Raw genomic sequence first — 25168 nt, forward strand, 5'->3', positions numbered from 1 at the left:
GCGCATCATGGGCCTGCCCGTCGCGGAGCCGTGATCCCGGTGCCGCGGCGCCTCTGCCTCCTGCACCGAAGGAACCATGACAGCCGAATCCGCCGGTTTCCGCACGCCCGAACCCGCCCCTTCTCGTACGGCCGGGTCCGCCCCCTCCCGTACGCCCGAACCCGCCCCCTTCCGTACGGCCGTGTCCGACGACGTGTTGGACGACCTGCGTACGCGCCTGCGCCGCACCCTCTTCGCCCAGCCGTCCGACTCCGCGTACTGGGCGGCGGGCGTCGACCCCGGCTATCTGCGCGAACTCGTCGCCCACTGGGCCGACGGTTTCGACTGGCGGGCCGCGGAGAGCACGCTCAACGCCCATCCCCAGTACGTCGCCGAAGTCGCCGGACGGCGCGTGCACTTCGTGCATCTGCGGGGCCGACGGCCACAGGGCGCGCCCGCGCCGCTGCCGCTGGTCCTGAGCCATGGCTGGCCGAGCAGCTTCGTGGAGATGCTGCGGGTCGGCGAACTCCTCGCCGATCCCGCCGCGCACGGCGGCGACCCCGCCGACGCCTTCGACGTGGTGATCCCCTCGCTGCCCGGCTTCGTCCACTCCGAGCTGCCGCGCGAGCCGTTCACCCGCAGGGGCGTCGCGGAGATCTGGCACGAGCTGATGACCGGGACGCTGGGTTACGAGCGCTTCGGGGCGTTCGGCGGGGACATCGGGGGCGGTGTGACGCAGTGGCTCGGCGCGCTCTATCCGCGGGACGTGGCCGGGGTGCACCTCACCTCCGCGGTGATCACGGAGCAGTTCGAGGGGGAGCCGCCGACCCCCGCGGAGCAGACGTTCCTCGACGCGCTTGCCGCCTACGACGCGGGCGACCAGGGCTACAGCGAGATCATGTGCACCCGCCCGGACACGATCGCCGCGGCCCTGACGGACTCCCCGGCCGGGCTGGTCGCCTGGATCGCCGACAAGTACCGCGACTGGAGCGACTGCGGCGGCGATCTGGAGACCCGCTGGGACAAGGACACCCTGCTCACGGTCGCGACCCTGTACTGGGCCACCGGCTGCATCGGCTCGTCCTTCCGGCAGTACTACGACTACCCCCGGAACAAGCCGGTGCCGCCCATCACCGTCCCCGCCGCCATCACCCTCAGCCATGAGCCGGCGTTCGCGGGCTTCCCGAGGAGCATGGCCGAGCGCACGCTCACCGACCTGCGCCACTGGAGCACCCCGGAGCGGGGCGGGCACTTCATGGCGCACGAGGAGCCGGAGCAGGTGGCACGGGAGCTGCGGACGTTCTTCCGGCCGCTGCGGGGCTGAGCCGGAGGCGGTACACCGCAATCGATGGCGACTTAGGTTAGGCTTAGCTAAGTTGATATTGCGCTGTACTGGACCAGGAAGGCGGGGAACGATGCGGGTCCTCTTCGTGTGCGGGTGACGGTGACCACGGGGGTGTCCGCGGCCGACGCGACTCCCCGCCGGCTCGCGGACCCGGCGCCCTGCGTCCGGCGCGTCGCCGAAGCCCTGGACGCCTCCGACGCCGCGCGGGCCGCCGCCCTGGAGGAGTTCTGGGCCGACGCCGCACGTCGCGGCACCCCCCTGGTCGAAGCCGTCGAGGGCGAGCCCGCCCAGCGTGACGTGACGTTCCTGTGGCGCGGCCACCGCGCCACACGGCAGGTCCTGCTGCTCGCCGAGGGCATCGCGGACCGCACCGACCTCGCGGCGGCCCTCCTGAGCCCGCTGCCCGGCACCGACATCTGGCACCTCACCTACCGGCTGCGCGCCGACCACCGCGCCTCGTACCGCATGGCCGCCGACATCTCGCCCGGCGAACCGCCCGCGTCCGCCGCGCTCCTCCAGCAGCGGCTGCTCTCCCTGTCCGCGTACGCCGCGCCCGACCCGCTCAACCCCCGCCGGATGCCGGGCAGGTGGCCGGACCGCGCCACCTCCGTCTTCGAACTCCCGCAGGCGCCCGCGGGACCGGGGGCCGAGCCGCCCGCCGGGGCGCCGCGGGGAAGGGTCGAACGGCACCGGCTGCCCGCGGGAGTGCTCGGCGCCGAGCGGGACGTCTGGGCGTACCTGCCTCCCGGTGGTCCGGCGGCCGGACTGCCGGTGCTCGTCCTGGGTGACGGCGACATGTGGTTCGGGCGGATCGCCTTCCAGGACGCGCTGGACGCCCTCATCGCCGACGGCGCCCTGCCGCCGCTCGCCGTCCTCGCCCCGGACGCCGTCGACCGGGCCACGCGCCGCAGGGAACTGGGCGAGCACGAAAGCCATGTGAGGTTCCTCGCCGACGAACTGCTGCCGTGGGCGGCGGGCCGCTGGCCCCTGGCCACCGACCCCGCGCGCACCCTCGTCGCGGGCCAGGGCCTCGGCGGACTCGCCGCCCTGTACGCGGGCTTGCTGCGGCCGGAGCGCTTCGGCAACGTCCTGGCCCAGTCCGCGCCGCTCACCGCACCCGTCTGCGCGACCGTCGCCGAGGGCCTCTCGCGCCCCGGCGGCGGCACGACCCGGCCCGTCGCCGTGCGCCTCGACGTAGGACTGCGCGAGGCCGGAATTATTGATCACCACCGCGATCTGTACGGGAGCCTGAGCTCGCGCGGCTGCCCCGTGACCCTGGGCGAGTACAACGGCGGTCACGACTGGGCCAGTTGGGGATCATGCCTCACCGAAGGGCTTGTGCGACTCCTGGGACACTGACCCGCCGGGCCTGGCAGACTGGTTCGCCCGCCTCGTGTCGCTGTTGGGCCGAACGGGTGAGGTCGCGTAAGAATGAGCCGGTGCAGATATCGAGTGCGAGCCAGGACGGGGTGGAGCGTTGAACAGCCACGACGTCACCGATGAACAGTGGGAAGGGCTCGCCCAGGTCGTACCGCTGCGCAGCCGCAACGAATGGCCCTCGTGGCCCGGACACCGCGCGCTGCCCGACGCGGAGACCGAGGCGCGGCGGCGTTTTGTGGTGATGCGGGTGAACATCTTCGCCGATGCCCGCGAGGTCGCCGAGACCGTGATGGCGCAGATACCGGTCCTGCTCGACCTGACGGGAGCCGAGACGGAAGTCGCCAAGCGCGTCCTGGACTTCAGCAGCGGCGTGGTCCTCGGGCTCGGCTGCGGGATGCACCGGGTCGACAAGAACGTCTTCCTGCTCGCCCCTCCCGGCACCGAGGTGCAGGGGCTCGTCGCGGCGGCGCAGTCGTAGTACCCGGCATCGAGGCGGCTCGGAGCGGCTGAGGACGGACTCACAGCCGCTTGGAGCCGCCTTTTGGTCGTTCTGCCGGGAATCCCGGACGAATCCCTCATCCGTAGGAAGGTCACCTGGGCGTAACGGTTCACCAGTGCCGTCGCCACCTACCGTCCGGGCATGACTGTGCACCTCCCGGAGACGGACGCCGAACCGCCGTCGGGCCCGGACCGGAGCCGCGTCACCGAACTGCGGCTCTCGGCTTTCGCCTCGCACCGGGGCGCCGTGCTCCCGCTCGGCCCGCTGACCGTCGTCACGGGGCCCAGCGGCAGTGGCAAGTCCACCGCGCTCGCCGCCTGCGGAGCGCTGGCGCGGCTCGGGGCGGGCGAGGAACTCATCGACGTCTTCGCCGATCCCGTGGCCTGCGTGCCCGACCGGGCGCGGGGCGACGGGCAGCACCGGCGCGGATTCCGGATCGGCTGCACGGTCGACGGTCCCGTCGGGGCGGTGCGGCTCGACGTCGCCGTACAGGCCGAGCCCGAACTGCGCATGGTGGGCGAGCGGCTGACCAGGGGCGGGCTCACTCTCCTGGAGACGGCGCTGCGTGATCCGGGGCGGCGCGCGGTGCAGGCGGCGTGGCATACGGCAGGCATGACGCCGGTGACGCGCGCCCCCTTGCCGGACGACCGGCTCGGCACGGCGCTGCTTCCCTTGCGGGTGGCGGGCAAGACCGCCGGGCAGCGTCTGGTGCTCGCGGCGGCCGAGCAGGTGGTGGTCGCGCTGCGCTCGGTGTTCCCGTGCGCTCCCCGGCCCGGGGCCATGCGGTTACCCGTGCCGCCCGGACTGCTCGGTGCGGGCCGCCTGTTGACCGGCTGCGACAACCTCGCCGAGGTCCTTCTCCGTACGAGGGAGGAGTGCGGCAGTCGTCACGCGCGGCTGGTGGCCGCGGTCCGGGCAGGGTGTGCGGGCCCGGTGGCCGACGTGTTCGCGGAGGTGGCCGACGACGGGTCGGTGCAGGCGTACGTCGACCGGGGCGGCGGGATCAGGTCGCCCGTCGGCCAGTTGGGGGACGGCGAGCTGCGATATCTGGCGCTCGCCCTGGTGCTGCTCACCGGACCCGGAGTGCTCGAGGTGGATCCGGTGAGCGAGGTGCCGTCGGCGTACCAGAGCCTCACCGTGCTCGCCGACGGCCTCGATCACTTCCTGGACCTGCGGCAGAAGCGCGCGCTCGCCGATCTCGCGGCGCGCACCTGCGAGCGCGGGCACATCCGTCTCGTCGGGACGGCGAGCGACGCGTCGTGGGCCGCGCAGGCGGGCGGGGCCGCGGTGGTAGACCTGAAGCCGTGACGGAACTTGATGTAGCGGGATTGCAGCGCAGGCTGGCCGACTTCGCGGCGAAGCGGGACTGGGAGCAGTACCACACGCCGAAGAATCTGGTCGCCGCGCTCAGCGTGGAAGCGTCCGAACTGGTCGAGATCTTCCAGTGGTTGACGCCCGACGAATCGGCACGGGTGATGGACGAACCGGAATCGGCGCACCGGGTGACGGACGAGGTCGCCGACGTGCTCGCCTATCTCCTGCAGTTCTGCGAAGTGCTCGGCATCGACGCGCTCGCGGCGCTCGCCGCGAAGATCGACCGGAACGAACTGCGCTTTCCCGCGACGTGAGTTCGCCGTTCCCGGCCCTCCATGTCCATCCATAGTCTCTAGATTCGTCACTCTCCGGAGTGGACAAGTTGTCCACAGTCGACAACTTGTCCACAGATTTCCGGGTTACTCTGGCTTTTCGCCCCGCTGGCCCTCACTGTGGGTAGTGGACCGAGGGGTTGAGGCGAACGTGCGGCGGTTGCGCACGGGACGGGTGGGGGTGCTCATGGAGGCGATGCGGCTCATCGAGGTGAGCAGACACGCCCTGGCGCGGAGCCAGGATTCGTCGGACATCGTGACCGAGGTATGGCAGTCCCAGACCCTCGCGCAGGCGATCGGCAGCCGGCTCGCGATCGCGGGACCGCCGGAGTTACGGGGCGAGGCGCTCGGCCTGAGCGAAGTCGGCGGCAGATGCTGGGGCGTCCTGGACGGCCCCGGCCCCGGCCTCGGCACCGAGGGGATACGGGCGGCGCGGCTCACCGGCATCGGCGAGGCGTATGACGTCCTGCAAGGGCTCGACGAACTGCTCGGCGAGGTGGGCATCGCGCTCGTCGGCGTGGCCATGGGCGCGGACGGCGAGGGGGCGTACTGGCAGTGCATGGAAGCGATCGACGCCGCCGACGAGTCGAGGGACCGTGTGCTCGAAATGCTGCGCAGGCTCGCGGTGCGCGAACAGCACCTGCCCGAACCCGACTCGGCGGCGGGGTCAGCATGAACCGGCGCCGTCACACGGACCGCGGACGGCCGGGTGGTACGAACGCCGGGGAAGTACCGGTTCCCTCAGAAGCGGGTGGGCTCGTCGCCGACGGGCGGACGAGGCGCGGGCGGCGCGGTGTCGCCTTCCGGCGCGGACTGCTGCAGATCGGCGTCGAGCTGCGTCAGATCCGCGTTGAGCGCGGCCATCAGCTCATCCATCTGCTGCAGCAAGCCCTTGGGTGGACCCTGCTCCGGCGCGGACGGTTCGCGCGCGGCCTCCTGCTCGGGTACGGCTTCCTGGGACATGACGGCCTCCTCGGCCCTCGCCCTCCGGGTGGCGGAGGGCAGCTGATGCAAGCGACGCACCAGCAGCGACCGCCGGCGCGGGTGCCGGGCGGTCCGGCTCCGCACGAGCCAACGACCACCCGCGCCGACGGGTCACTGGGGCGGAGCCGTACCGGATGCGGGGTTGACGGAATTTCACCCGGCCGGGGGCCGGTCGTGCCGAGCTCAGCTCAGCTGCGGCATGACCTGCGAGGAGATCAGCTCCAGGTGGTCCAGGTCGTCCAGGTCGAGGATCTGGAGGTACATGCGCTGCGAACCCACGGCCTGGTAAGCGGCGATCCGCTCGACGACCTCCGCCGGGGAACCGGCGAGACCGTTCGCCTTCAGGTCCTCCACCTCGCGCCCGATCGAGTCGGCGCGGCGCTTCACCTCCGCGTCCGTCTTGCCGACGCAGGCCACCAGAGCGTTGGAGTAGGTGAGGTCATCCGCAGGGCGCCCGTGCTCGTCGGCGGCGGCCCGCACGCGCTTGAACTGCTGCTCGGTATCGGCAAGAGAGGCAAAGGGAATGTTGAACTCGCTCGCATAGCGGGCCGCGAGGGCAGGCGTCTTCTTGGCGCCGTGACCGCCGATGAGGACGGGCACCTTGGACTGCGCGGGCTTGGGAAGGGCGGGCGAATCGGAGAGCTGGTAGTAGGTGCCGTCGTAGGAGAAGCGCTCGCCCACCGGGGTCTCCCACAGGCCCGTGACAATGGCGAGTTGCTCTTCCAGACGCCCGAACTTCTCCTTGGGGAAGGGAATTCCGTACGCGGAGTGCTCCGCCTCGTACCACCCCGAGCCGAGGCCGAGCTCGATGCGGCCGCCCGACATCTGGTCGACCTGAGCGACCTGGATCGCGAGGACGCCCGGCAGTCGGAACGTACCCGCGGTCATCAGGGTGCCGAGCCGGATCCGCCGGGTCTCACGGGCGAGTCCCGCCAGCGTGATCCAGGCGTCCGTGGGGCCGGGAAGGCCGTCGGAGGAGCCCATCACGAGATAGTGGTCGGAGCGGAAGAAGGCGCTGTAGCCGAGGTCCTCGGTGGCCTTGGCGACGCGCAGAAGCGTCTCGTAGGTCGCGCCCTGCTGCGGTTCGGTGAAGATTCGAAGGTCCATACAGCTATCTTGCCCGGACGCCGGATCCAGTTTCAGTGCCGCGCCGTTGCCGGGCGGTTAGGCTTCGGCACTGGTCGGTCCGGGCAAGGGGCCCGGAGATGGTGCGGGGGTTGGGGTCGAGATGGTCGCTGGCAGAGTTGTCCGGTTCGACGGCGCGCGGGGATATGGCTTCATCGCCCCGGAGCACGGCGGGGAAGACGTGTTCCTGCACGCCAACGACCTCCTGATCCCGGAGCCTTTGGTGCACGCGGGGGCGCGGGTCGAGTTCGAGATCGAGGAGGGCGAGCGCGGCCCCAAGGCCTCGTCCGTCCGCCTCCCCAAGGGGGAGCAGGCTTCGGCGCCGTACGGGAGCAGGGCACAGATGCCGCCGTCGATCCAGGCCGCCGCCGCGGGGTTCGACGACGGCGAGGAGCCCACCTGCGATGTGCTCAGCGTCGCGGAGTACTCCTTCGAGCTGACCGAGCTGCTGCTCAGCACCGCTCCGTGGATGACCGGCGAGCAGATCAAGCAGCTCCGCGAGCAACTGGTGCAGCACGGCAAGAGCCACGGCTGGGCGGAAGGCTGAGAGCGGGCCGGGGCCGGTCTCCCCGACCGCGGCCGGGGCCGGTCCTCCCGGGGGATCAAGGGAATCAGGGGCGGCGAAAACCCCTGAGTGTGGCAGAGGTGTTCGCTGTACGGTCTAGAGGCGCGCTGGAGCCGCAGCCGTAAGTTTCCGCAGTTCAGATTGCGTTTCGAGGCAAACCCGTGTTCCTGACGATCAGTACCTCCGGTACCCCCGAGAACCCCGCGACCGACCTCGGGTTCCTGCTGCACAAGCATCCCGACAAAGCCCAGGGATTCTCCACGTCCTACGGCACCGCGCATGTCCTCTACCCCGAGGCGACCGCGGAGCGCTGCACCGCCGCGCTGCTGCTCGAGGTCGACCCCGTGGCGCTGGTGCGGCGCGGCAAGGGCAAGGGGCGCGGAGGGGCGCCCGACGCGGCACTCGCCCAGTACGTGAACGACCGGCCCTACGCCGCCTCGTCGCTGCTCGCCGTGGCGCTGAGCGCGGTGTTCTCCAGCGCGATGCGCGGTGTGTGCAAGGCCAGGCCCGAGCGTGCCGGGCAGCCGCTGCCGCTGCGGATCGAGGTGCCCGCGCTGCCCGCGCGCGGCGGGGCGGAGCTGGTGCACAAGCTGTTCGAGCCGCTGGGCTGGACGGTCACGGTGACACGGATTCCGCTCGACGAGCAGTTCCCGCAGTGGGGCGACTCGCGGTACGTCCATCTCGTGCTCGAAGTGCCGGACGGCAGGCTGACCCTGGGCGAGGCGCTTCGGCACCTCTATGTCCTGTTCCCCGTGCTCGACGACGCCAAGCACTACTGGGTATCGGCGGACGAGGTCGACAAGCTTCTCCGCGCCGGTGAGGGCTGGCTCGCGGACCACCCGGAGCAGAAGGTCATCTCCAGCCGCTATCTGTCGCGGCGCTGGTCGCTGACCAGCGAGGCCATGCAGCGGCTCGAACTGGTGCGGCTCGCCGACGCGGACGACACGGACGTCGACGACCTCGACAACGCGGTCGACGACGAGACCGACACGGAGGAGAAGCCCGTGCCGCTTGCCGTGCTGCGGCGCGAGGCGATCCTGGCGGCGCTGACCGGCGCCGGTGCCGGGCGCGTGCTGGATCTCGGCTGCGGACAGGGGCAGTTGGTGCAGGCGCTCCTGAAGGACACGCGCTTCACCGAGATAGCCGGTGTCGATGTGTCGATGCGCGCGCTGACCATCGCGTCACGGCGGCTCAAGCTCGACCGTATGGGCGAGCGGCAGGCCGAGCGCGTCAAGCTCTTCCAGGGCTCGCTCGCCTACACCGACAAGCGGCTCAAGGGGTATGACGCCGCCGTGCTCAGCGAGGTCATCGAGCACCTCGACGAGGAGCGGCTGCCCGCCCTGGAGTACGCGGTGTTCGGCTCCGCGCGGCCGCGCACGGTGCTCGTGACGACACCGAACGTCGAGTACAACGTCCGCTGGGAGACCCTCCCCGCCGGGCACGTCCGGCACGGTGACCACCGGTTCGAGTGGACGCGCGAGGAGTTCCGCGCCTGGGCCCGCCAGGTCGCCGGACGACATGGCTACGACGTGGACTTCGTGCCCGTCGGCGACGACGACCCCGAGGTGGGACCGCCGACCCAGATGGCCGTGTTCACGCAGAACGACACGAGCAGCAAGAGCGACGCGAGCAACAAGAACAACAAGAACGACAAGAACGTGAAGGAGGTGCGGGCAGCATGATCAAGGAGACCGGCACCAGTACCGAAGCCACTCCCGCCGGGCGCGTGCTGCCCGTCACCGACCTCTCCCTCGTCGTGCTCGTCGGCGCCACCGGCTCCGGCAAGTCCACCTTCGGGCGCACGCACTTCAAGCCCACCGAGGTGCTCTCCAGCGACTTCTGCCGCGGCCTGGTCGCCGACGACGAGAACGACCAGGGCGCGAGCCGTGACGCCTTCGACGTGCTGCACTACATCGCGGGCAAGCGCCTCGCCGCGGGCCGCCGCACCGTCGTCGACGCGACCAACGTGCAGAGCGAGAGCCGCAAGCAGCTGATCCAGCTGGCCAGGGAGCACGACGTGCTGCCCATCGCCATCGTCCTTGACGTGCCCGAGGAGGTCTGCGCCGCGCGCAACGCCGAGCGCGCCGACCGGGCCGGCATGCCGCGCCGCGTCATCCAGCGCCACCAGCGCGAGCTGCGCCGCTCCCTCAAGCACCTGGAGCGCGAGGGGTTCCGGAAGGTCCACGTCCTCAGGGGAGTGGAGGAGATCGACGGCGCCACCATCGTCACCGAGAAGCGTTACAACGACCTCTCCCACCTCACGGGCCCCTTCGACATCATCGGCGACATCCACGGCTGCGCCGCCGAGCTGGAGACCCTGCTCGGCAAGCTCGGTTATGCGGACGGCGCCCACCCCGAGGGCCGTACCGCCGTTTTCGTCGGCGACCTCGTCGACCGCGGCCCGGACTCCCCGGGCGTGCTGCGCCGCGTGATGTCGATGGTCGGCGACGGCACCGCCCTCTGCGTACCGGGCAACCACGAGAACAAGCTCGGCCGCCACCTCAAGGGCCGCAAGGTCCAGCACACCCACGGACTCGCCGAGACCATCGAGCAGCTGGACGCGGAGAGCGAGGAGTTCCGCGCGAGCGTGCGGGAGTTCGTGGACGGGCTCGTCTCGCACTACGTCCTCGACGGCGGCAAGCTCGTCGTCTGCCACGCGGGCCTGCCCGAGAAGTACCACGGGCGTACGTCGGGCCGGGTGCGCTCCCACGCGCTCTACGGAGACACGACCGGCGAGACCGACGAGTTCGGCCTGCCCGTGCGCTACCCGTGGGCGGAGGACTACCGCGGCAGCGCCGCCGTGGTCTACGGCCACACCCCCGTGCCCACCGCGACCTGGCTCAACAACACCATCTGCCTGGACACCGGCGCCGTGTTCGGCGGCAAGCTCACCGCGCTGCGCTGGCCGGAGCGCGAGCTCGTCGACGTACCGGCGGAGCAGGTCTGGTACGAGCCGGCGAAGCCGCTCGGTACGGAGGCCCCGGGCGGTCACGACGGCCGGCCGCTCGACCTGAACGACGTGCACGGTCGCCGGGTCGTCGAGACCGGGCAGGCGGGACGCGTCTCCGTGCGCGAGGAGAACGCGGCGGCGGCCCTGGAGGTCATGAGCCGTTTCGCCGTCGACCCACGGCTCCTTCCCTACCTCCCGCCGACGATGGCCCCGACCGCCACGTCGCAGCGCGAGGGCTTCCTTGAGCACCCGGCCGAGGCCTTCGCGTCGTACGCGCAGGACGGGGTCGCCCGGGTCGTGTGCGAGGAGAAGCACATGGGCTCGCGCGCCGTGGCCCTGGTGTGCCGCGACGCGGACGTGGCCCGCGAGCGCTTCGGCGTGGACGGACCGACCGGCTCCCTCTGCACCCGCACGGGCCGCCCCTTCTTCACGCAGTCCATCAGCGGCTCCGCCGCGGGCACGGAGATGACCGAGGAGATACTCGGCCGCGTGCGCACGGCCGTCACCGAAGCGGGCCTGTGGCAGGAGCTCGACACGGACTGGCTGCTGCTCGACGCGGAGCTGATGCCCTGGTCGCTCAAGGCGTCCGGCCTGCTCCGCACGCAGTACGCAGCCGTGGGCGCCGCCTCCGGTGCCGTCTTCCCCGGCGCGATAGCCGCCCTGGAAGCGGCGACGGCACGGGGCGTCGACACCGGAGAGCTCCTGGCCAGGCAGCGCGAACGGGCCGTGGACGCGGCGGCGTTCACGGACGCCTACCGCCGCTACTGCTGGCCGACCGAAGGCCTGGAGGGCGTGCGTCTGGCGCCGTTCCAGATCCTGGCCGTCCAGGGCCGCAGCCTCGCCGCGCTCCCGCACGACGAGCAGTTGGCCCTGATCGACCGCATGGTGGAGCACGACGGCACCGGCCTCCTGCAGACCACCCGGCGGCTCTATGTGGAGACCGGCGACGAGGCGTCCGTCCAGGCGGGCATCGACTGGTGGCTGGAGATGACCAGCCGCGGCGGCGAGGGCATGGTCGTCAAGCCGGTCGAGGCGCTGGTCCGCGACGGGAAGGGCCGGATCGTCCAGCCCGGCATCAAGTGCCGCGGACGGGAGTACCTCCGGATCATCTACGGCCCGGAGTACACCCGCCCCGACCACCTCGACAAGCTGCGCGGCCGCTTCCTCGGCCACAAGCGCTCGCTCGCGATCCGTGAGTACGCGCTCGGGCTCGAAGCCCTCGACCGTCTCGCGGCGGGCGAGCCGCTCTGGCGGGTGCACGAGGCCGTGTTCGCGGTCCTCGCGCTGGAGTCGGAGCCGGTGGACCCGCGGCTTTAGCCAACCGGGGGCAACTGCCGCCCGGCCGGGGAAAGATGGACTCCATGGGATTCCATGTCGACTCCGAGGCCGGGCGGCTGCGCCGCGTGATCCTGCACCGCCCTGATCTGGAGCTCAAGCGGCTCACCCCGACCAACAAGGACGCGTTGCTCTTCGACGACGTCCTGTGGGTGCGCAGAGCCCGCCAGGAGCATGACGGATTCGCCGACGTGCTGCGCGACCGCGGGGTGGCCGTCCACCTCTTCGGCGATCTGCTGACCGAGACGCTGGACGAGCCCGGCGCCCGCCTCCTCGTCCTTGACCGGGTCTTCGACGAGAAGGAGTACGGGCCGCTCGCGACGGACCATCTGCGCTCCGCGTTCGAGACGTTGCCCTCCGCCGAGCTCGCCGAGGCGCTGATCGGCGGGATGACGAAGCGGGAGTTCCTGGAGCGCCACCCGGAGCCGACGTCCGTGCGCTTCCACTGCATGGACCTGGACGACTTCCTGCTCGGCCCGCTGCCCAACCACCTCTTCACGCGCGACACCTCGGCCTGGATATACGACGGCGTCTCCATCAACGCCATGCGCTGGCCCGCCCGGCAGCGCGAGACCGTGCACTTCGAGGCGATCTACCGCCACCACCCGCTCTTCCGGGCCGAGGACTTCCACGTCTGGTCCCGCGGGCAGTCGGACTACCCCTCCACCATCGAGGGCGGTGACGTCCTGGTGATCGGCCGGGGCGCGGTCCTGATCGGCATGAGCGAGCGCACCACCCCGCAGGCCGTCGAGATGCTGGCGCACAAGCTCTTCGCCGCGGGCTCCGCGCAGACGATCGTGGCCCTGGACATGCCGAAGGGGCGCGCGTTCATGCATCTCGACACGGTGATGACGATGATCGACAGGGACACCTTCACGCAGTACGCGGGCCTGGGCATGCTCCGCTCGTACACCATCGAGCCGGGTGTCGACGGCCGCGAGCTGAAGGTCACCGACCATCCGCCCGAGCACATGCACCGGGCGATAGCCGCGGCGCTCGGCCTGAGCGGCATCCGGGTCCTCACGGCCACCCAGGACGTGCACGCCGCCGCGCGCGAGCAGTGGGACGACGGCTGCAACGTCCTCGCGGTCGAGCCGGGCGTGGTCGTCGCGTACGAAAGGAACTCGACGACGAACACGTACCTGCGCAAGGAGGGCATCGAGGTGATCGAGATCCTGGGGAGCGAGCTGGGGCGCGGCCGGGGCGGTCCGCGGTGCATGAGCTGCCCGGTGCAGCGTGATCCCGTCGACTGAGCCCGCCGGAGCAAGAGCTCGCGGGAGCACGAGCCCGCCGGGGCAGGAGCCCGTTCGGCCCGGCCTGCCAGAACACGCGCCTGTATAGAAATGTGGAGCATCGTATAGACTTCCAATAGTCCCGTACGCGTACCCCTGGAGCGCCATCATGGCCATCGACCTCACCGGCCGCCACTTCCTCAAGGAGCTGGACTTCACCGCCGAGGAGTTCCGCGGCCTGATCGACCTTGCCGCCGAGCTGAAGGCGGCCAGGAAGGCGGGGACCGAGGTGCAGGCGCTGCGCGGCAAGAACATCGCGCTGATCTTCGAGAAGACCTCGACGCGTACACGCTGCGCCTTCGAGGTCGCCGCGGCGGACCAGGGCGCCTCCACCACGTATCTCGACCCCGCGGGTTCGCAGATAGGGCACAAGGAGTCCCCGAAGGACACCGCGCGGGTCCTCGGGCGGATGTTCGACGCCATCCAGTTCCGCGGCGACGCCCAGTCGACCGTCGAGGAGCTCGGCGCCTACGCGGGCGTGCCCGTCTACAACGGCCTGACCGACGACTGGCACCCCACCCAGATGCTCGCCGACGTCCTCACGATGACCGAGCACAGCGCCAAGCCCCTCACCGAAATCGCCTTCGCCTATCTCGGTGACGCCCGCTTCAACATGGGCAACTCGTACCTCATCACCGCCGCACTGCTCGGCATGGACGTACGCATCGTGGCGCCGAAGGCCTACTGGCCCGCCGAGGAGATCGTCGCCAGGGCGCGCGAGCTCGCCGAGAGCAGCGGTGCCCGGATCACGCTCAGCGAGGACGTCGCAGGGGGCGTCGCGGGCGCCGACTTCGTCGTGACCGACGTCTGGGTCTCCATGGGCGAGCCCAAGGAGATCTGGGCCGAGCGCATCGAGGCCCTCGCGCCGTACGCCGTGACGATGGACGTCCTGCGCGCCACGGGCAACGCCGACGTGAAGTTCCTGCACTGCCTCCCGGCCTTCCACGACCTGGGCACGAAGGTCGGCCGCGAGATCCACGCCCAGTACGGTCTAAGCTCTCTCGAGGTCACCGACGAGGTCTTCGAGTCGGCGCACTCCGTCGTCTTCGACGAGGCGGAGAACCGCCTGCACACGATCAAGGCGATCCTCGTCGCGACACTCGCCTGACCGACGCACACACTGGTGGGGCCGGGGAACACCTTCCCCCGGCCCCGCTTTTTCGCGGCACACCCCAGCCGCTCCCCGCACCACCGAAATGAGAACCACCGCATGCGCTCGACCGGTCCGGCAGGACTCCGCATCAAGTCCCCCGAACTCCTCGTCGCCGAATCGGGCGCCGACCTCGAAGGCCACGGCCTCAAGCGCACCATGGGCCTGTTCCAGCTGGTGTGCTTCGGCGTCGGCGCGATCGTCGGCACCGGCATCTTCGTCGGCCTCTCCGACAGCGTCGCCGAGGCGGGCCCCGCGGTCGCCGTCTCGTACTTCCTGGCCGCCGTGACCTGCATCTTCACGGCCTTCTCGTTCGCCGAGCTGGGCGGCGCGATCCCGGTCTCCGGCAGCTCGTACTCCTTCGCGTACGCCTCGCTCGGCGAGCGCACCGCGTTCCTCGTCGGCTGGTGCCTGCTCCTGGAGTACGGCGTCTCCGTCTCCGCCGTGGCGGTCGGCTGGAGCCAGTACCTGAACGAGCTGCTCGAAAGCCTCACCGGCTGGCACCTGCCCGACGCGCTCAGTGCCGGACCCGGCGAGGGCGGCGCCGTGAACCTGCCCGCCGTGATCGTGATCCTCCTCGCCGCGGTGCTGCTCGTGCGCGGCATCCGCGAGAGCGCGCGGGCGACCGCCGCCATGGCCGTGCTCAAGATCGGCATCCTGCTGCTCTTCCTGGCGATCGCGTTCACCGCGTTCAAGGCCGGCAATCTCACGCCCTTCGCGGGCGCCGGGGCCTCCGGCATCACCGCGGGCGCCTCGCTCGCGTTCTTCTCCTTCATCGGCTTCGACGCCATCACCACGGCGGGCGAAGAGGTCAAGAACCCCCGGCGCAACATCCCGATCGCCATCCTGGTCTGCATCGGCGTCGTCACCCTGCTGTACGTCGCCGTCGCACTCGGCGCGATCGGCGCACTGGGCGCCGACGCGGTCGCCGACAAGCCCGCGGCCCTCTCGCTGGTCGTCAACGAGGTCACCGACTCGGCGGTCGGCGGCGGGATCATCGCCTTCGGCGCGGTCGTGGCCATCGCGTCCGTCGTGCTCGCCGTGATGTACGGGCAGACCCGCATCCTGATGTCGATGTCCCGTGACGGGCTCATCCCGCGCGTCTTCGAGCGCGTCTCGCCGAAGACCTCGACGCCGGTCGCCAACACCTGGATCGTCGCGGCGGTCTTCGCCGTCCCCGCCGCCTTCTCGTCGCTCGACGCGGTGGTCAACCTGACGACGATCGGCACGCTGGGGATCATGGTCGTGGTGAATGTCGCGGTGCTCGCGCTGCGCCGCTCGGCGCCTGAGCTGAAGCGCACCTTCCGGGTGCCGCTGTATCCCGTGAGCCCGATCCTGGGCGTGGGCTTCTGCCTCTACCTGATCTGGGGCACGGGCTGGACGACGTGGGTGCAGTTCGCCGTGTTCCTGGTCGTGGGCGCGTTGGTGTACGCGCTGTACGGCCGCCGTCACTCACGGCTCGGCAAGGCCGCGGAGGCCGATGCCGTCACGCCGCGGGGAGCGTGAACCAGACCGCCTTGCCGGAGTCGGTCGGGCGGTGACCGCAGGACGAGCTGAGGGTGCGGATCAGGAGCAGGCCGCGCCCGTGCTCCTGCCAGGGGTCCGGCTCGCACATCGGCCCGGGATCGCTGAGGTCGCCGGGCGGCTGCGGGTTCGAGTCGTGGACCTCCACCTGGCAGCCGGTCGGCAGAAGCTCTATGACGAGCTCTATCGGGTCCTGCCCGGAGGTGTGCTCCACCGCGTTCGCCACCAGCTCGGCCGTGAGCAGCTCGGCGGTATCGCTGTCGGCGGGCGACTCGATCTCCGCGAGCGCGGTACGCACCAGCGCACGGGCGATCGGAACGGCCGCAGCGGTGTGCGGCAGCGCGATGCGCCACGAGGCGGGAGCGGGAGGTTCGTGCAAGGCGGGTCCGTTCAGGGCAGCAGGAGGTCCTGCTTTCAACCGTACGAATCTTAAGCGCTATGTCGACAGGGTCGACGGTCGGGCATTTCCGGGACGTCCGGCCCTTGGGCGGTGTGGGTGACAAGACGTGCATATCAGGATTTTGGTTCTCCTCGGAGCTCTCTACCCACGGGGTTTATCGCGTACTCGTGACGACGGTCACGGACGAGTGATAACTTCGAAGGGCAGAGACACCACCGGTACGCAGACCGCCGCCGCCCCTACCGAGGAGGCCGCACGTCGTCATGAGTCCCTTCACCGGCTCCGCCCCCCGCACCCCCGCATGGCAGCACATCCGCCTGGAAGTGGCCGAGGGCGTCGCCACGGTCACCCTCGACCGCCCCGACAAGCTGAACGCGCTCACCTTCGGCGCCTACGCCGACCTGCGCGACCTCCTGGCCGAGCTGTCCCGCGACAAATCCGTGCGCGCCCTGGTGCTCGGCGGAGAAGGGCGCGGCTTCTGCTCGGGCGGTGACGTCGACGAGATCATCGGCGCGACCCTCGGCATGGACACCTCCCAGCTGCTCGACTTCAACCGCATGACGGGGCAGGTCGTACGGGCCATCCGGGAGTGCCCCTTCCCGGTGATCGCCGCGGTGCACGGGGTGGCCGCGGGCGCGGGAGCCGTGCTCGCCCTCGCCGCGGACTTCCGGGTGGCGGACCCCTCGGCGCGGTTCGCCTTCCTCTTCACGCGGGTCGGCCTCTCGGGCGGCGACATGGGCGCCGCCTACCTCCTGCCCCGCGTCGTCGGCCTCGGCCACGCCACCCGCATCCTGATGCTGGGCGACCCGGTCCGCGCCCCCGAGGCCGAACGGATCGGCCTGATCAGCGAGCTGACGGACGAGGGCAAGGCCCACGAGTCCGCCAGGGCCCTCGCGCGCCGCCTCGCGGACGGCCCCGCTCTCGCGTACGCGCAGACCAAGGCGCTGCTGACCTCCGAACTGGACATGCCGCTCGCCGCCGCCGTCGAGCTGGACGCGGCGACGCAGGCCCTGCTCATGACCGGCGAGGACTACAAGGAATTCCACGCGGCGTTCACGGACAAGCGCCCGCCGAAGTGGCAGGGGCGCTGACCATGACGGCCTCCAGGCACGACTCCGCACACCGCGTCGCCGTCATCGGCGGCGGACCCGGCGGGCTGTACGCCGCCGCCCTCCTCAAGCGGCTCGACCCGGAGCGCGAGATCACCGTCTGGGAGCGCAACGCTCCGGACGACACGTTCGGCTTCGGGGTCGTCCTCTCGGACGAGACACTCGGCGGCATCGAGCACGCCGACCCCGTCGTCTATGCCGCGCTCCAGGCGGAGTTCGTGCGCTGGGACGACATCGACATCGTGCACCGGGGGAGCCGCCACACCTCGGGCGGACACGGCTTCGCGGCGCTCGGCCGGCGCAGGCTGCTCGGCATCCTGCACGAGCGGTGCCGGGAGCTCGGCGTCGACCTGCGCTTCAGCGCCGAGGCGCCGCCCGCCGCCGAGCTCTCCGCCTCGTACGACCTGGTGATCGCGGCGGACGGCGTGCACAGCCTCACGCGCGAGGCGCAGGCCGGGGCCTTCGGGCCGAGCGTCGAGACGCACCGCTGCCGCTACATCTGGCTCGCCGCCGACTTCGCCTTCGACGCCTTCCGCTTCGAGATCGCCAAGACCGAGCACGGCGTGATGCAGCTGCACGGCTATCCGTTCTCGACCGCAGGGACCGGCGAGTCCACGGTCATCGTCGAGATGCGCGAAGAGGTGTGGGAGGCGGCCGGATTCGCGGAGCTCGACGAGGAGGAGTCGACCGAACGCTGCGCGAAGATCTTCGCCGACGCGCTCGGCGGCCGGGCCCTGCGCGGCAACAAGTCCTCCTGGATCAACTTCCGCACGGTCGTCAACGAACGCTGGTCGCACGGCAACACCGTGCTGCTCGGCGACGCCGCCCACACCGCGCACTTCTCCATCGGCTCCGGCACCAAGCTCGCCGTCGAGGACGCCCTCGCGCTCGCCGCCTGCCTCCAGGAGCAGCCCGGCATCCCCGAGGCCCTCGCCGCGTACGAGACGGAGCGCCGCCCCGTCGTCGAGTCCACGCAGCGCGCGGCCCGCGCCAGCCTGGAGTGGTTCGAGCGTCTGCCCGACTATCTCGGCCAGCCGCCGCGCCAGTTCGCCTTCAATCTCCTCACCCGCAGCCGCCGCGTCACGCACGACAACCTACGCCTGCGCGACGCCCGCTTCACCGAGTCCGTCGAGCGGGACTTCGGCTGCCCGGACGGCACGCCGCCGATGTTCACGCCCTTCCGGCTTCGCGACCTCACCCTGCGCAACCGCGTGGTCGTGTCGCCCATGGACATGTACTCCGCGACGGACGGCGTCCCCGGTGACTTCCACCTCGTCCACCTGGGTGCGCGGGCACTCGGCGGCGCGGGCCTGGTCATGACGGAGATGGTGTGCGTCAGCGAGCGCGGCCGCATCACGCCGGGCTGCGCCGGGCTCTACACCGACGAGCAGGCCGACGCCTGGCGCCGCGTCACGGACTTCGCGCACGCGCAGGCACCCGGCACCGCGATCGGCGTCCAGCTCGGGCACTCGGGCCGCAAGGGTTCGACGAAGCTGATGTGGGAGGGCATCGACGAACCCCTCGACGAGGGCAACTGGCCGCTGGTCGCCCCTTCGCCCCTCCCGTACAAGGCGAACAGCCAGCGCCCGCACGAGCTTGACCGCGCCGGGCTCACCGAGATCCGCGAGCAGTTCACCGAGGCGGCACGCCGGGCCGAGCGCAGCGGATTCGACCTCCTGGAACTGCACTGCGCGCACGGCTATCTGCTCTCCGGTTTCCTCTCGCCGCTGACCAACCACCGGACGGACGAGTACGGCGGCTCCCCGGAGAACCGCCTGCGCTTCCCTCTCGAAGTCTTCGACGCGATACGGGAGCTGTGGCCCGCCGGTAAACCCATGACCGTCCGTATCTCGGCCACCGACTGGGCCGAGGGCGGCACCACCGCGCAGGACGCCGTCGCCATCGCCCGCGCCTTCACCGCGCACGGAGCCGACGCGATCGACGTCTCGACGGGCCAGGTCGTCTCCGACGAACGACCCGCGTACGGCCGCTCCTACCAGACCCCGTTCGCCGACCGCATCCGCAACGAAACCGGCGTCCCCGTCCTCACGGTCGGCGCCATCTCCTCCTGGGACGACGTCAACTCACTGATCCTGGCGGGCCGCACGGACCTGTGCGCCCTCGCGCGCCCGCACCTCTACGACCCGCACTGGACGCTGCACGCGGCGGCCGAGCAGGGGTACGCGGGACCCGGAGCCGTCTGGCCCCAGCAGTACGGTGCGGGCAGCCGCCGCCCGCAGACCGGCCGCACGGACGCCCCCAAGCCCCGTCTCACCCTGCGGAGTTGACGAACTCCGCCCCCGCGTCCCGCAGTCGTCCGTCCAGTGCCGTGAACACCTCGGCCGACCGGTCGCCGGGCCATCCGCCGGGCAGGAGTTCCCCCGGCAGGCCCGGATCGGCGTACGGCAGCCGGCGCCAGGAGTCCAGGGCGAGGAGATAGTCGCGGTACGCCTCCTGCGCAGGGGTGTCCGTCCGCTCCTGCCAGGACCGCAGCACCGGCTCGTGCCGGTCGAGGAACGCCTCGTGCTCCTTGGCGATCGAGGACAGGTCCCACCAGCGGGCCACCGCGTCCGCCGTCGCCGCGAAGCCCAGATGCTCGCCGCGGAACAGGTCGACGTACGAGGCGAGTTGGAGGCGTTCCAGGGTGTGCCGGGTCTCTTCGTAGAGATGCGCCGGGGCGATCCACACCCCCGGAGCGGCCGTCCCGAAGCCGAGCCCGGCCAGGCGGGAGCGCAGCACGTGCCGCTTCTGGCGTTCCGACTCCGGTACGGAGAAGACGGCGAGCACCCAGCCGCCGTCCTGCCGCGCGGCCGGGGGAGCCGCGTAGATGCGCCGGTCGCCGTCCTCCAGGAGCTGGCGCGCGTCCGGCGACAGGGCGTACCCCGCCGCGCCCGCCGCCGTGCGCACGGGCACGAGAAGCCCGCGCCGCTTGAGCCGCGACACGGACGAGCGCACGGACGGCGCGTCCACGCCGACCGGGGCGAGGAGTCTGACCAGCTCGGCGACGGGCACCGGGCCGGGGGCCGCGCGCCCGTAGGCGCCGTAGAAGGTGACGATCAGGGACCGTGGAGTGTGCTGCTCGGACACGTGATCACTCTACGGGCCCGGGCTCCCGCAGCCGGAACCGTTGCAGTTTGCCCGTCGCGGTGCGCGGCAGCGCGTCCAGATAGATGATCTCGCGCGGACACTTGTACGGCACCAGCTCGCCCTTCACGAACTCGCGCAGCCGGTCCGGGTCGCGCTCCGTGCCCGGGCGCTGGACCACGTAGGCGACGACCTTCTGCCCGCGCAGCTCGTCGGGGAGTCCCACGACGGCGGTCTCCCTCACGTCGGGGTGGCGCATGAGCGCTTCCTCGACCTCGGGGCCCGCGATGTTGTACCCGGCCGAGATGATCATGTCGTCCGCGCGTGCCACGTACGTGAAGTAGCCGTCGGCGTCACGGACATAGGTGTCGCCCGTGACGTTCCAGCCGTGGCGCACGTACTGGAGCTGGCGCTCGTCGCCCAGATACCGGCAGCCGACCGGGCCGCGCACCGCGAGCAGACCGGGCTCCCCGTCCGGCACCGGCACCCCCGCATCGTCGACCACGCGCGCGTGCCACCCCGGAACGGGCCGTCCCGTGGTCCCCGGCCGTATCTCCTCGTCGGCGGCGGAGATGAAGATGTGCAGGAGTTCGGTGGCGCCGATGCCGTTGATGATGCGCAGGCCGGTGCGCTCGTGCCAGGACTGCCAGGTGGCGGCGGGCAGGTTCTCGCCCGCGGAGACGCACCGCCGCAGCGTGGAGACGTCACAGGGGTCCGGGCCCCGCAGCTCGTCGAGCATCGTGCGATAGGCGGTCGGCGCGGTGAAGAGCACGCTCACCCCGTGCTCGGCGATCGCGGGCAACAGCTGCTTGGGGGCGGCCTGTTCGAGCAGGAGCGACGAGGCGCCGAACCGCAACGGGAAGATGACGAGTCCGCCGAGCCCGAAGGTGAAGCCGAGGGGCGGGCTCCCCGCGAACACGTCGTCGGGCACCGGCTTCAGGACATGGCGGGCGAAGGTGTCGGCGATGGCGAGCACGTCACGGTGGAAGTGCATGCAGCCCTTGGGGCGCCCGGTGGTGCCGGACGTGAAGGCGATCAGGGCCACGTCGTCGGCCGCGGTGTCGACGGGGTCGTAGACGTCGGGCTGCCGGGCGGCGCGGGCCAGGAGGTCGTCGTCCGTGTCACCGCCGAACGTCGTGACGCTCAGCCCAGGGATCCCGGCCTTGATCAGGTCGTCCACGGCGCGGGCGTCGCACAGGGCGTGGCCGACCTCGGCTATCTCGCACATCGTGGTCAGCTCGTGCGCGCGCTGCTGGGCCAGGACGGTGACGGCGACCGCGCCCGCCTTCATCACCGCGAGCCAGCAGGCCGCGAGCCAGGGGGTGGTGGAGCCGCGCAGCAGGACGCGCTGGCCGGGCCGTACGCCGAGTTCGTCGGTCAGGACGTGCGCGATCCGGTTCACGTGCTGCTGGAGTTCGCCGTACGTCCACGCGTCGCCGGAGCCCGTACGAAAGGCGGGGCGGTCGGCGCCGTGCCGCTCCACCGTCCGGTCCAGGAGCTCGGCGCCGCAGTTGAGGCGCTCCGCGTAGTGCAGCTCGGGCCGGTCGTGGACGAACGCGGGCCACTGCTCCGGCGGCGGGAGATGCTCCCGGGCGAAGGTGTCGACGTGGGCCGATGGATGGAGTCGCAGTGCACTCTTGGCGTCCACAGCGGGTCGCCCCCTTGCCGTTCGGGCTTGTGGTGAGCTCGCACAACGAGCGTATCGTGATGGTGACGACAGTCAACGGTGCGCGATAGAGGAGGGGCCCGGCATGACGGCATTCTCGCTCAATCCAGAACAAACCGCATGGTGTGCGGAGCTACGCACGCTCGCCGACGAGCGGCTGCGCCCGCTGGCGGAGAAGGGCGAGCCGGGCCGCGTGAACCGCCCCCTCGTCGAGGCGCTGGGGGAACTGGGACTCCTGGACCACCTGTTCGCGGGGGAGGGGCCCGGTGCCTCCCCCGCGACGCGGGCCCCGCACGCCGCCTCGGGCGCCCTGGGCCTCTGCCTCCTGCGCGAATCCCTCGCCTACGCCTGTACGGAGGCCGAGACCGCCCTCGCTCTCCAGGGGCTCGGGGCGCATCCCGTGGCCGCGTACGGCTCGGCGAGGCAGCGCGAACAGTGGCTGACCCCGGCCCGCGCGGGGCGCGCCGTCGCCGCCTTCGCGCTCTCCGAGCCCGGCGCCGGCTCGGACGCCGCGGCACTGGCCCTGAGCGCTGCGCCGGACGGCGCCTCCGCCTGGCGGCTCACCGGCGAGAAGTGCTGGATCTCGAACGCCCCCGAGGCCGACTTCTACACCGTCTTCGCCCGTACGACCCCCGGCGCGGGCGCCCGCGGGGTCACCGCGTTCCTTGTGCCCGCCGACCGCGCGGGCCTCACCGGCACCCCCCTGGACATGCTCTCCCCGCACCCGATCGGGGCCCTCGCCTTCGACGGCGTGACGGTCACGGGCGACGACGTGCTCGGCGAACCCGACCGCGGCTTCCGCGTCGCCATGACCACCCTCAACCGCTTCCGCCCGAGCGTCGGCGCGTTCGCGGTCGGCATGGCGGGCGCGGCCCTCGACGCGACGCTCGCGCACACCGCTCAACGAGACGCGTTCGGCGGCAAGTTGAAGGACCTTCAGGCGGTGGCGCACCAGGTCGCGGAGATGGCGACGCGGACCGAGGCGGCCCGCCTGATGGTGCACGCGGCAGCCGCCGCGTACGACCGCGGCGAACCGGACATCGCCCGACGCGCCGCCATGGCCAAGCTGATGGCCACGGAGACGGCGCAGTACGTCGTGGACGCCGCAGTCCAACTGCACGGCGCGCGCGCCCTGCAACGGGGACACCTCCTCGAACACCTCTACCGCGAGGTACGGGCGCCGCGCATCTACGAAGGCGCGAGCGAGGTCCAACGCACCATCATCGCCAAGGAGTTGTACGCCGACCCGGCTGTCCCCGCACAGTCCGCCACCCCGCAGCCGACCACCCCCGAGGAGACCTCCGCATGAGCCTCGAACGCGTCAACCCCTCCGAGCTCTCCCCGGCCACCGGCTTCTCGCACGCCGTCACCGCGACCGGCGGCCGTCTCGTCTTCCTCGCGGGCCAGACGGCCCTGGACACCGACGGCAAGGTCACCGGCACGACCCTGCCCGAGCAGTTCGAGCTGGCCCTGACCAATCTCCTCACCGCCTTGCGCCACGCGGGCGGCACCCCCGCCGACCTCGCCCGCGTCACGGTCTACGCCACGGACGTTGCCGACTACCGCGAGCAGGCACCTCAACTCGGGCGCATCTGGAGGCGGTTGGCGGGCCGCGACTACCCGGCTATGGCCGTGATCGGCGCCGTTCGCCTCTGGGACGAGGAGTGCCTCGTGGAGCTGGACGGCGTTGCGGTGCTCGACTGAGGCTGAGCCTCAGCCGCGGCCCGTGAACGACGTCGTGGCGAACGCCGTCTTGTCCCGGGACGAGGTGCCGTCGGTGAGCCACCAGTGCGTGGCCTTCTCGCCGTACATGAAGAGCGTGCTCGCGCCCCAGTTCAGGATCAGCTCCTCCTTGCCGTCGGCGTCGAAGTCGGCGGCGGAGTACAGGCGCGCGTCCCGCGACCCCGCCCGGATCTTCTTGCCGTCAAGGCGGGAAGGGCCCTCCCGGCGTACGACGGTGCGCTTCTTCCCGCCGTCGATCAGCAGCGCCCCGTCGTCCGTGGCGACGACGAGGACGTCCCTGCCGTCGCCGTCCGGGTCGGCCGACGTGTAGTCGCCGGGGCCGTAGTAGGAGTTCTCGCGACTCTCGGGGATCTTGTGCGTGACCGGATCGCCGCCCTTGCCGGGGTAGATCGCGAGGGAGAAGACCGTCTCCGGCTCCTCCTCAGTGTCCGGCTCGTTGTTGCGGCTTCCGTTGTCGCCGATGGCCAGATCGCGGGCGCCGTCGCCGTCGTAGTCGCCGAACGCCACCGCGTTGCCCTCGCGCAGTTCGACGGGGGTGCGGGAGAGGCCGCTTCCGGTGCGCGCCGGGTAGAGAACTCCGCCGGTCTGCTCGCCGTCGTCGCCCTTGTGGACGAGGAGGCCGGTCGCGCGCGGCTTTCCCGACGGGGCGATGTCGTCCGCGGCCAGCCAACTGCCCCCGCCGGGCCGGGTATCGGTGCGGGCCGGCGCACCGGAGCGGGTGAAGGGGCCGTACAGCAGGGTCACGGACCCGTCCTGCCGGAGCGCCGCGATGTCGTGGTGGCCGTCCCCGTCGAAGTCGCCCCGCACCGGGCCGGAAAGCCCCGCGTCCGCTGCCCGGATCCGGGTCGGCTCCGCGCCGGGCTTGGGGCCGCCGGGGCCGCCCCAGTCCACGGTCGGCTGCCCCTGCTCCGTGGACCCGTCGGCGTCCGACACGAAGTCGGGGTAGCCGTCGCCGTCCAGATCGGCGGTGGTGACGGTGCCGGGGAGGTAGTCGTACACGGCGTGCGTCGACGGATCGAGCCCCTTGGCCGAGCCGAAGACGACGGCGGTCCGCCCCTCCGCGTTCTCGTCGCGGGAGGGCAGCGGGACGAGCAGATCGCGGTGTCCGTCGCCGTTGATGTCGTCCGGGTCCTTGGAACCCTTGCCGTCGGAGGGCACCGGACGGGAAGCGGTCGGGGTCGACACGGGGTTGCCGCCCCCGGAGCCCCGCGAGCCCTTGCCGTCGGAGGCCTGCTCGCCGCACCCCGCCGCGAGCAGGGCCAGCGAGGCGCCGAGCACGACGAGGGCGCGTGCGCCGGGGACGACGAGGGCGCGTGCGCCGGGGAGAAGGGTGCGATCTGCCATGCGCCCACCCCAACACCGCGCCCTCGCGCGTCTCCAGCGACGACCGGT

General features: G+C 71.6%; 22 protein-coding genes. 16 read left to right on the forward strand and 6 right to left on the reverse strand.

Features of this window, described 5'->3' with window-relative positions; all coding sequences use genetic code 11:
* The first annotated feature begins 76 nt into the window (after positions 1–76).
* The 6 genes from ABZ906_RS01050 to ABZ906_RS01075 all read left to right on the forward strand — a co-directional run bounded on the left by ABZ906_RS01050 (position 77) and on the right by ABZ906_RS01075 (position 5525).
* Complete coding sequence (locus ABZ906_RS01050; protein WP_361375886.1) at positions 77–1303, forward strand: epoxide hydrolase family protein; 1227 nt, start codon at positions 77–79, stop codon at positions 1301–1303.
* Between the two features lie 114 nt (positions 1304–1417).
* The gene (fes, locus tag ABZ906_RS01055) at positions 1418–2683 is read left to right on the forward strand and encodes an enterochelin esterase (protein WP_361375889.1); all 1266 of its coding nucleotides are present in this window, start codon (positions 1418–1420) and stop codon (positions 2681–2683) included.
* A gap of 118 nt (positions 2684–2801) precedes the next feature.
* On the forward strand, positions 2802–3182 hold the full coding sequence (locus tag ABZ906_RS01060; RefSeq protein WP_361194972.1) for a cell division protein SepF: 381 nt from the start codon (positions 2802–2804) through the stop codon (positions 3180–3182).
* Between the two features lie 162 nt (positions 3183–3344).
* Positions 3345–4511 (forward strand): ATP-binding protein, encoded by a 1167-nt coding sequence (locus ABZ906_RS01065; protein ID WP_361194970.1) that lies wholly within the window; start codon positions 3345–3347, stop codon positions 4509–4511.
* Complete coding sequence (locus ABZ906_RS01070; protein ID WP_361375892.1) at positions 4508–4831, forward strand: nucleotide pyrophosphohydrolase; 324 nt, start codon at positions 4508–4510, stop codon at positions 4829–4831. Before ABZ906_RS01065 ends, ABZ906_RS01070 begins: the two co-directional genes overlap by 4 nt.
* A gap of 205 nt (positions 4832–5036) precedes the next feature.
* Complete coding sequence (locus ABZ906_RS01075; RefSeq protein WP_361195031.1) at positions 5037–5525, forward strand: DUF6099 family protein; 489 nt, start codon at positions 5037–5039, stop codon at positions 5523–5525.
* A gap of 65 nt (positions 5526–5590) precedes the next feature.
* On the opposite strand, the gene ABZ906_RS01080 is transcribed toward ABZ906_RS01075, so the two are convergent.
* Positions 5591–5812, reverse strand: a complete 222-nt coding sequence (locus ABZ906_RS01080; RefSeq protein ID WP_361194966.1) for a hypothetical protein — start codon at positions 5810–5812, stop codon at positions 5591–5593.
* A 204-nt stretch (positions 5813–6016) separates the two neighbouring features.
* The gene (locus ABZ906_RS01085; RefSeq protein WP_361375895.1) at positions 6017–6940 is read right to left on the reverse strand and encodes an LLM class F420-dependent oxidoreductase; all 924 of its coding nucleotides are present in this window, start codon (positions 6938–6940) and stop codon (positions 6017–6019) included.
* 121 nt (positions 6941–7061) lie between these two features.
* On the opposite strand from ABZ906_RS01085, the gene ABZ906_RS01090 reads away from it, so the two are divergent.
* The 6 genes from ABZ906_RS01090 to ABZ906_RS01115 all read left to right on the forward strand — a co-directional run bounded on the left by ABZ906_RS01090 (position 7062) and on the right by ABZ906_RS01115 (position 15756).
* Entirely contained in the window at positions 7062–7505 is a 444-nt protein-coding gene (locus ABZ906_RS01090) for a cold shock domain-containing protein (protein WP_361375898.1), read from the forward strand.
* 179 nt (positions 7506–7684) lie between these two features.
* Positions 7685–9205, forward strand: coding sequence for a 3' terminal RNA ribose 2'-O-methyltransferase Hen1 (locus ABZ906_RS01095; protein ID WP_361375901.1), 1521 nt, complete (start codon positions 7685–7687; stop codon positions 9203–9205).
* Positions 9202–11790: a polynucleotide kinase-phosphatase gene (locus ABZ906_RS01100; protein ID WP_361375904.1), complete on the forward strand. Its 2589-nt coding sequence runs from the start codon at positions 9202–9204 to the stop codon at positions 11788–11790. The genes ABZ906_RS01095 and ABZ906_RS01100 overlap by 4 nt, the downstream gene beginning before the upstream one ends.
* A 44-nt stretch (positions 11791–11834) precedes the next feature.
* Positions 11835–13061, forward strand: a complete 1227-nt coding sequence (locus tag ABZ906_RS01105; RefSeq protein WP_361194957.1) for an arginine deiminase — start codon at positions 11835–11837, stop codon at positions 13059–13061.
* A gap of 148 nt (positions 13062–13209) precedes the next feature.
* On the forward strand, positions 13210–14208 hold the full coding sequence (argF, locus tag ABZ906_RS01110; RefSeq protein ID WP_361375907.1) for an ornithine carbamoyltransferase: 999 nt from the start codon (positions 13210–13212) through the stop codon (positions 14206–14208).
* A gap of 102 nt (positions 14209–14310) precedes the next feature.
* The gene (locus tag ABZ906_RS01115; protein WP_361194953.1) at positions 14311–15756 is read left to right on the forward strand and encodes an amino acid permease; all 1446 of its coding nucleotides are present in this window, start codon (positions 14311–14313) and stop codon (positions 15754–15756) included.
* Here the strand turns inward: ABZ906_RS01115 and ABZ906_RS01120 are convergent.
* Positions 15737–16153 (reverse strand): ATP-binding protein, encoded by a 417-nt coding sequence (locus tag ABZ906_RS01120; protein ID WP_361375909.1) that lies wholly within the window; start codon positions 16151–16153, stop codon positions 15737–15739. The genes ABZ906_RS01115 and ABZ906_RS01120 overlap by 20 nt on opposite strands.
* 284 nt (positions 16154–16437) lie before the next feature.
* Between ABZ906_RS01120 and ABZ906_RS01125 the strand changes: the two genes are divergently transcribed.
* Both ABZ906_RS01125 and ABZ906_RS01130 read left to right on the forward strand, forming a co-directional pair.
* Positions 16438–17265 (forward strand): enoyl-CoA hydratase family protein, encoded by an 828-nt coding sequence (locus ABZ906_RS01125; protein ID WP_361194949.1) that lies wholly within the window; start codon positions 16438–16440, stop codon positions 17263–17265.
* A 2-nt stretch (positions 17266–17267) separates the two neighbouring features.
* On the forward strand, positions 17268–19571 hold the full coding sequence (locus ABZ906_RS01130) for a bifunctional salicylyl-CoA 5-hydroxylase/oxidoreductase (RefSeq protein ID WP_361375912.1): 2304 nt from the start codon (positions 17268–17270) through the stop codon (positions 19569–19571).
* Here the strand turns inward: ABZ906_RS01130 and ABZ906_RS01135 are convergent.
* On the reverse strand, positions 19555–20370 hold the full coding sequence (locus ABZ906_RS01135) for a PaaX family transcriptional regulator C-terminal domain-containing protein (RefSeq protein ID WP_361375915.1): 816 nt from the start codon (positions 20368–20370) through the stop codon (positions 19555–19557). The genes ABZ906_RS01130 and ABZ906_RS01135 overlap by 17 nt on opposite strands.
* A 4-nt stretch (positions 20371–20374) precedes the next feature.
* Positions 20375–22015, reverse strand: coding sequence for an AMP-binding protein (locus tag ABZ906_RS01140; RefSeq protein ID WP_361375918.1), 1641 nt, complete (start codon positions 22013–22015; stop codon positions 20375–20377).
* 103 nt (positions 22016–22118) lie between these two features.
* Between ABZ906_RS01140 and ABZ906_RS01145 the strand changes: the two genes are divergently transcribed.
* Together ABZ906_RS01145 and ABZ906_RS01150 are read left to right on the forward strand one after the other, a co-directional pair.
* Entirely contained in the window at positions 22119–23342 is a 1224-nt protein-coding gene (locus tag ABZ906_RS01145) for an acyl-CoA dehydrogenase family protein (RefSeq protein WP_361375921.1), read from the forward strand.
* Positions 23339–23737 (forward strand): RidA family protein, encoded by a 399-nt coding sequence (locus ABZ906_RS01150; protein ID WP_361194939.1) that lies wholly within the window; start codon positions 23339–23341, stop codon positions 23735–23737. The genes ABZ906_RS01145 and ABZ906_RS01150 overlap by 4 nt, the downstream gene beginning before the upstream one ends.
* 9 nt (positions 23738–23746) lie before the next feature.
* Here ABZ906_RS01150 and ABZ906_RS01155 read toward each other — a convergent pair whose 3' ends face one another.
* On the reverse strand, positions 23747–25120 hold the full coding sequence (locus tag ABZ906_RS01155; RefSeq protein WP_361375924.1) for a VCBS repeat-containing protein: 1374 nt from the start codon (positions 25118–25120) through the stop codon (positions 23747–23749).
* Positions 25121–25168: the final 48 nt, after the last annotated feature.

The sequence above is a fragment of the Streptomyces sp. NPDC046925 genome, from assembly GCF_040644915.1.
Lineage (GTDB): Bacteria > Actinomycetota > Actinomycetes > Streptomycetales > Streptomycetaceae > Streptomyces.

Excerpts from the sequence above, each read along its gene's own strand:
- ABZ906_RS01050 (WP_361375886.1), top strand. The coding sequence starts at position 77 with ATGACAGCCGAATCCGCCGGTTTCCGCACGCCCGAACCCGCCCCTTCT.
- ABZ906_RS01065 (WP_361194970.1), top strand. The coding sequence starts at position 3,345 with ATGACTGTGCACCTCCCGGAGACGGACGCCGAACCGCCGTCGGGCCCG.
- ABZ906_RS01075 (WP_361195031.1), top strand. The coding sequence starts at position 5,037 with ATGGAGGCGATGCGGCTCATCGAGGTGAGCAGACACGCCCTGGCGCGG.
- ABZ906_RS01080 (WP_361194966.1), bottom strand. The coding sequence starts at position 5,812 with ATGTCCCAGGAAGCCGTACCCGAGCAGGAGGCCGCGCGCGAACCGTCC.
- ABZ906_RS01085 (WP_361375895.1), bottom strand. The coding sequence starts at position 6,940 with ATGGACCTTCGAATCTTCACCGAACCGCAGCAGGGCGCGACCTACGAG.
- ABZ906_RS01090 (WP_361375898.1), top strand. The coding sequence starts at position 7,062 with ATGGTCGCTGGCAGAGTTGTCCGGTTCGACGGCGCGCGGGGATATGGC.
- ABZ906_RS01100 (WP_361375904.1), top strand. The coding sequence starts at position 9,202 with ATGATCAAGGAGACCGGCACCAGTACCGAAGCCACTCCCGCCGGGCGC.
- ABZ906_RS01105 (WP_361194957.1), top strand. The coding sequence starts at position 11,835 with ATGGGATTCCATGTCGACTCCGAGGCCGGGCGGCTGCGCCGCGTGATC.
- argF (WP_361375907.1), top strand. The coding sequence starts at position 13,210 with ATGGCCATCGACCTCACCGGCCGCCACTTCCTCAAGGAGCTGGACTTC.
- ABZ906_RS01115 (WP_361194953.1), top strand. The coding sequence starts at position 14,311 with ATGCGCTCGACCGGTCCGGCAGGACTCCGCATCAAGTCCCCCGAACTC.
- ABZ906_RS01125 (WP_361194949.1), top strand. The coding sequence starts at position 16,438 with ATGAGTCCCTTCACCGGCTCCGCCCCCCGCACCCCCGCATGGCAGCAC.
- ABZ906_RS01130 (WP_361375912.1), top strand. The coding sequence starts at position 17,268 with ATGACGGCCTCCAGGCACGACTCCGCACACCGCGTCGCCGTCATCGGC.
- ABZ906_RS01145 (WP_361375921.1), top strand. The coding sequence starts at position 22,119 with ATGACGGCATTCTCGCTCAATCCAGAACAAACCGCATGGTGTGCGGAG.
- ABZ906_RS01150 (WP_361194939.1), top strand. The coding sequence starts at position 23,339 with ATGAGCCTCGAACGCGTCAACCCCTCCGAGCTCTCCCCGGCCACCGGC.
- ABZ906_RS01155 (WP_361375924.1), bottom strand. The coding sequence starts at position 25,120 with ATGGCAGATCGCACCCTTCTCCCCGGCGCACGCGCCCTCGTCGTCCCC.